The sequence below is a fragment of the Chitinophaga sp. genome, from assembly GCF_036566945.1.
Classification (GTDB): domain Bacteria; phylum Bacteroidota; class Bacteroidia; order Chitinophagales; family Chitinophagaceae; genus Chitinophaga.
The window spans coordinates 1-5,773 of record NZ_DATCVJ010000730.1 but is presented as its reverse complement, the minus strand read 5'-3'; the positions used below and the strand labels follow the sequence as shown (position 1 = coordinate 5,773).

Here is a 5,773-nt window from a genome sequence, read left to right as displayed (position 1 = left end):
TGATATTCACCCATTAACTCTTACCTTTGCGGCAAATTTTGGAAACTGTATGCAATGAATTGCTGCCGTTTTTGGAACAGTAACATTTTAGTATTTTTATAAACCTCTTTAAAAATATGCCTAACACAGGTAAGATCAAACAAATTATCGGTCCCGTGGTGGACGTGCATTTTGATGACAAATTGCCCGAAATCTACAGCGCATTGGAAATTACCCGCGAAAATGGTCAGAAGGTAGTATTGGAAGTACAGCAGCACCTGGGTGAAGACAGTGTACGTACAGTGGCAATGGACTCCACCGACGGTATGGTTCGTGGCATGGCTGTAGTTGATAAAGGCGCGCCTATTAAAATGCCAATTGGCGACCAGGTTAAAGGACGTTTGTTCAATGTGGTAGGTGAGGCGATTGACGGTTTGGGTGATATCGATGCTTCAAACGGTTATCCTATTCACCGTGATCCGCCTAAGTTTGAGGATCTGGCTACTGAAACAGAAGTACTGTTTACTGGTATTAAAGTAATTGACCTGATTGAGCCATACGCTAAGGGTGGTAAAATTGGTTTGTTCGGTGGTGCCGGTGTGGGTAAAACTGTATTGATCCAGGAACTGATCAACAACATTGCAAAAGGTTACGAAGGTTTATCCGTATTCGCCGGTGTAGGTGAGCGTACCCGTGAAGGGAACGATCTGATGCGTGAAATGATCGAAGCAAACATCGTGAAATACGGTGATAAGTTTAAAGAATCAATGGAACACGGTGACTGGGATGTTACCGCTGTAGATAAAGAATTACTGAAACAATCACAGGCTACGTTTGTGTTTGGTCAGATGAACGAACCTCCTGGAGCTCGTGCCCGTGTGGCCTTGTCCGGTTTAACACTGGCAGAATATTTCCGTGATGGAGATGGTTCTGCAGGTAGTGGTAAGGACATCCTGTTCTTCGTAGATAACATCTTCCGTTTCACCCAGGCAGGTTCTGAAGTATCCGCGCTGTTAGGTCGTATGCCTTCTGCGGTGGGTTACCAGCCAACACTGGCTACTGAAATGGGTCTCATGCAGGAACGTATCACTTCCACTAAAAATGGTTCCATCACTTCCGTACAGGCGGTTTACGTACCTGCGGATGACTTGACGGATCCGGCTCCGGCAACTACCTTCTCTCACCTGGATGCTACCACGGTATTGGATCGTAAGATCTCCGATCTTGGTATCTACCCTGCTGTGAGCCCGCTGGAATCAACTTCCCGTATCCTGTCTCCGGCTATCGTGGGTGAAGCTCACTATAACTGTGCACAGCGCGTGAAAATGATCCTGCAACGCTACAAGGAACTGCAGGATATCATTGCGATCCTCGGTCTGGATGAGTTGAGCGACGAAGATAAACTGACAGTATCCCGTGCACGTCGTGTACAACGTTTCCTGTCACAACCTTTCCACGTGGCAGAACAGTTTACCGGTCTGAAAGGTGTACTCGTACCTATCGAAGAAACTATCCGTGGTTTTAACATGATCATGGATGGTGAAGTAGATGAGTATCCTGAAGCAGCTTTCAACCTTGTAGGTAACATCGAAGCAGCTATTGAAAAAGGTAAGAAATTACTGGAATCAGCGAATAACTAATTAAGTCAATGATCCCGGCTTTGCCGGGATCATTACCCTTCACCATTTACGATCATAACATGCTATTAGAAGTATTAACACCAGAAAGAAAATTATATGCAGGAGAAGTGTACGGAGTACAACTGCCGGGCATAGACGGTTCTTTTGAAATACTGGATAAACATGCGCCATTAATTGCAGCTCTCGGAAATGGTAAAATGAAAGTGCTGACAGATAAAACTCATGCTGAGTTTTTTACTATCAGCGGTGGATTCGTGGAAGTGTTGCGCAATAAGGCTACCGTACTCGTAGAAGGCGCTGTAGCAGTGGAGAAATAAGCATACCAGCAAAATATAAATAACCAGGCCGGGTAAGATTACCCGGCCTTCGTTTTTGTCCTAACTATTCCAATCTTAGATGACCCGGTTGAGAACAGGACTGTTCACCAGGATTTCCTCTCTATTCATTATATACAATACATTACCTGCACGGCTATACGAGATATCCGCAGTTACATACTGTACATCAATAGACAGCCCTTATCAAGGGCTGAGTATATTACCTAATGAATATGCCTTTGATGATAAATGATTAGTATTCAGGTAAAATTCTGGTATCGGTCTATAGAAGAAGCAAAATGTTTTTCATAGGTTTTGCCTTCATAGGTGCATTCTTATCGGTTATTTACTTACCTGAAAACGGGTTATGTAATTGGTAATAACTATCAATTACTTTAGCAAGATATTTAATTTGTTTTAAATAAACAGCATTCACCCTGTTCATTTTTCACTTTAAATGGCAAGCTCCACCGATGTTGCTCTTTTTCAGAATATTACCTCTAATTTAAGGAAGGATCTATCGGGTAATTTGCCATCATGGCAAAGGTACTGCCAAGGTTTTTCAGCGATTGCTGCCATATTTGCTGTTCTTTGGGTTCAAACACCAGCGTTGAATCTGTTTGAGAAAGGATCCACGATTTCTCCTTTACTTCTTCTTCCAGCTGCCCTTCCGTCCACCCGGAATAGCCAATGAAGAACTTTACCTTATCAAGGTCCAGTAAGCCCTGATTCAGCGCATCTACCACGTTATCGAACTTGCCTCCCCAGTATATACCAGGCAGTATTTCCAGTCCGCCGCTAATCAGCTCCGGGTTCCGGTGAATAAAATGTATGGTATCCATTTGTACGGGGCCTCCATAGTATACCGGCACATTGCCGATTACCACTTCAGGAACCAGGTCATTAAGCGACTGGTCGAATAACTTATTGATTACAAAACCAAAACTGCCTTTTTCCTGGTAATCACAAAGCAATACTACCGTACGTGCAAAATTTGGATCTTTGAGAAACGGATCAGCTATCAGCAAAATGCCGGGTGACAAAGTTACCATAGACATACAATTTTATCCTGTTCAAATTTAATTAAATGATTGAATAGTAGCGGAAAAAAAGAAAGAGAAAGGAGAGATAGGAAAAATAAAAAAAGGAGGCTAGAAAACCTCCTTACCATTTTATCAACCAAAATCTAAATCGCTTATGGAACGAATCCACATCGATGTATGTAGAAAGTTTAATTACTTTGTTATGATCTTGAACTAAGCAAATTTAGTACCAAGATTCTGAAGCAAAGGTAAGGAAAGAAGCACTAATAAAATCAGCAGTGGGCAGTTAAAATTACGTTAAAGTAATGTTGTATTGCTGTTAATAAACCTTGTTGCAATACCTCTCCCGTAATTTTGTATCATAGTTGCTATAGCAAACATCTTTTTTAACATATTTTACTATTTCTGTACACTTATCTTTGATGTAATTAAAGCCTGACAAAATTTACATGATACCACTGAAGAAAATATTCCCCGTCATCGTTGTTCTGATAACATTGTCTCTGCTTGGTATTATTTACATTCAGGTAAGCTGGATCAAGAGCGCAGTCCTGATTAAACAGGAACAACTTTTCCAGCGTGCCGTCAGTATGTCCAATGACGTATACAATGACATGATGTATCGCCGTCAGGCTGCCGTTATGTTTAAACTGGACAACAGTGTCCTGAAAGATCCGGCTGCAGCCACTAAAGGGTTTAACCTGGATATTAATCGTATGGCGTATAACGCCCCTGCTGTCAGCGATTTCTTTTCTGCTGCTGACGTGAAACGTTGCATCAGGAACAATATGAGGAAAAATCACCTCGATTCTACCACCTTTGAATTTGCCATTATCGGCACCACACCGGGGTCGGAATTGGGTACCCTGAAAATGCAATCTGCCGGCTTCGAAAAAATGTACCGGCAAAATGAAGCAGACAGTGGGCGGAAACAATATAACGTGCATGTAGTGCTCCTGTCGGAGCCCAATGATTTTAACGCCAGAGGAGAAAAGCTGATCATCATTATGCCCTCGGATGATTCAGTGGCCAAACAACTGGGGGTAATGATCACGGGAGGGATACTGTTTACCATGATCATTATCATGGCTTTTGCCCTCACTATCCGTACCCTGCTTAATCAGAAAAAACTCTCGGAAATAAAGTCGGACTTCATCAATAACATGACCCATGAACTGAAAACGCCACTGGCCACTATTTCCCTGGCGATAGACGCCATCCGGAATGAAAAAGTGATGTCTAAACCAGAAAAGATCCAGTACTTCTCCGGTATTATTAAAGAAGAAAATAAACGTATGAATAAGCAGGTAGAAAGCATCCTGCAATCTGCCCTGCTGGAGAAAGATGAAATAGGATTGAAGTTGCAGGCAACAGATGTACATGCCGTTATCCAGAATACAACCGATAACCTGCAACTGCAACTGGCCGCCAAAAATGGGGTGGTAGATCTGCAACTCGATGCCATTAACCCCGTGATCATGGCAGATGATGTGCATTTTTCCAATCTTATCTTCAACCTGATGGATAATGCCATCAAGTATTCCAATGATCAGCTGGAAATAAAAATACAAACCTATAATACCCGTAAAAGCCTGTTTATCGTCATTTGTGATAACGGTATCGGCATGAGCCGGGATACTATTTCACGTATCTTTGAAAAGTTCTATCGCGCCCACACAGGAAATGTGCATAACGTAAAAGGATTTGGTCTGGGACTTACCTATGTGAAGGCGATCGTAGATGCGCATAAAGGAAAAATTAAAGTGGAAAGCACCGTTGGTAAAGGCAGTAAGTTTACCCTGGAATTTCCGCAGGATTAGATAAAGGATAAGCACATGATACTGAGTGAAAAAGAAATACAGCATTTTAAGCACCCTATTGCTGTTCCGGGCATGGGCATTGACATGCAGGAGAAACTGAAAGAAGCCCGTGTACTGGTGGTAGGCGCCGGTGGATTAGGCAGCCCTGTTATGCAGTACCTCAGCGCCAGCGGTATTGGTGTATTAGGCATCGCAGATTACGGCGTCATCAATGATGAAGACATGCACCGGCAGCCAGTGTACCAGATGCAGGACATCCGTAAGCATAAAGCTAAAATGGCTGCCAGCAGACTTTGGGCCGTGAACCCATATACCAAACATTATCCTATTCTCATGCAGGTAAAACCTGAGTCGATCGGAATGATGCTGATAGGATTTGATCTGGTGATAGATTGTACCCAGCATTTGCCCACTCACCTGGTGATCAATGATGCCTGCCTGGTGCATAACAAACCTTTCATTACCGGAGAAGTGCATAACTGGGCAGCCTGGTTTGCCGGCTTTAATATGCCAATGCCCGACGGTACCACCTCCGCATCTTACCGCTGCGCTTTACCACTGACAGAAGATTACCGCAACTTTGATGCAGGCGCTATTGGTGCTACCCACGGTGCACTGGGCATGCAAATCGTATGCGAAGTTATAAAATATCTCATGGGTATTCCGGCAGGTATCGCCGGGAAATTGCATGGCATCGACTATCTCCATAATCTAACGCAGGTGCATGAACTGCAGGCAGATACTGGGCTCATAGAAAGTACCCGCGCTGCCGGTATCCTTACCGCAGAAGAATATGGTTTAGAGATCGTACCAGATGTGGAAGATTAACCCGGTTTTTTGTCTTTGTTCAGGATTATACTGATTTAGACGATTTGTCGGATTTTTACTTTTATGATTTTGGAAGATTTAAAAAGACTTGGGAAGATATAAGCGGATATGCTTACTTCTTCCCAAATCTTTTTAAATCAAAACAA

At 43.0% G+C, this 5,773-nt stretch carries 5 protein-coding genes; 4 read left to right on the top strand and 1 reads right to left on the bottom strand.

Annotated features, from left to right (window positions below; all coding sequences use genetic code 11):
* Positions 1 to 116: 116 nt before the first annotated feature.
* Together atpD and atpC are read left to right on the top strand one after the other, a co-directional pair.
* A complete protein-coding gene (atpD, locus tag VIP81_RS21975; protein WP_331966384.1) occupies positions 117 to 1,619 on the top strand; it encodes a F0F1 ATP synthase subunit beta in 1,503 nt (500 codons plus the stop codon).
* 8 nt (positions 1,620 to 1,627) lie between these two features.
* Positions 1,628 to 1,936, top strand: coding sequence for an ATP synthase F1 subunit epsilon (atpC, locus tag VIP81_RS21970; protein WP_331966381.1), 309 nt, complete (start codon positions 1,628 to 1,630; stop codon positions 1,934 to 1,936).
* 500 nt (positions 1,937 to 2,436) lie between these two features.
* On the opposite strand, the gene VIP81_RS21965 is transcribed toward atpC, so the two are convergent.
* Positions 2,437 to 2,988: a YqgE/AlgH family protein gene (locus tag VIP81_RS21965; RefSeq protein WP_331966378.1), complete on the bottom strand. Its 552-nt coding sequence runs from the start codon at positions 2,986 to 2,988 to the stop codon at positions 2,437 to 2,439.
* A 440-nt stretch (positions 2,989 to 3,428) separates the two neighbouring features.
* On the opposite strand from VIP81_RS21965, the gene VIP81_RS21960 reads away from it, so the two are divergent.
* On the top strand, positions 3,429 to 4,799 hold the full coding sequence (locus VIP81_RS21960; protein WP_331966375.1) for a HAMP domain-containing sensor histidine kinase: 1,371 nt from the start codon (positions 3,429 to 3,431) through the stop codon (positions 4,797 to 4,799).
* A 15-nt stretch (positions 4,800 to 4,814) separates the two neighbouring features.
* Positions 4,815 to 5,627 carry a HesA/MoeB/ThiF family protein gene (locus tag VIP81_RS21955; RefSeq protein WP_331966372.1) on the top strand — a complete coding sequence of 271 codons (813 nt, stop codon included), beginning with the start codon at positions 4,815 to 4,817 and terminating at the stop codon, positions 5,625 to 5,627.
* Positions 5,628 to 5,773 lie beyond the last annotated feature (146 nt).

Coding starts and splice junctions, on each gene's coding strand:
- VIP81_RS21960 (WP_331966375.1), top strand. CDS start 3,429: ATGATACCACTGAAGAAAATATTCCCCGTCATCGTTGTTCTGATAACA.
- atpD (WP_331966384.1), top strand. CDS start 117: ATGCCTAACACAGGTAAGATCAAACAAATTATCGGTCCCGTGGTGGAC.
- VIP81_RS21965 (WP_331966378.1), bottom strand. CDS start 2,988: ATGGTAACTTTGTCACCCGGCATTTTGCTGATAGCTGATCCGTTTCTC.
- VIP81_RS21955 (WP_331966372.1), top strand. CDS start 4,815: ATGATACTGAGTGAAAAAGAAATACAGCATTTTAAGCACCCTATTGCT.
- atpC (WP_331966381.1), top strand. CDS start 1,628: ATGATCCCGGCTTTGCCGGGATCATTACCCTTCACCATTTACGATCAT.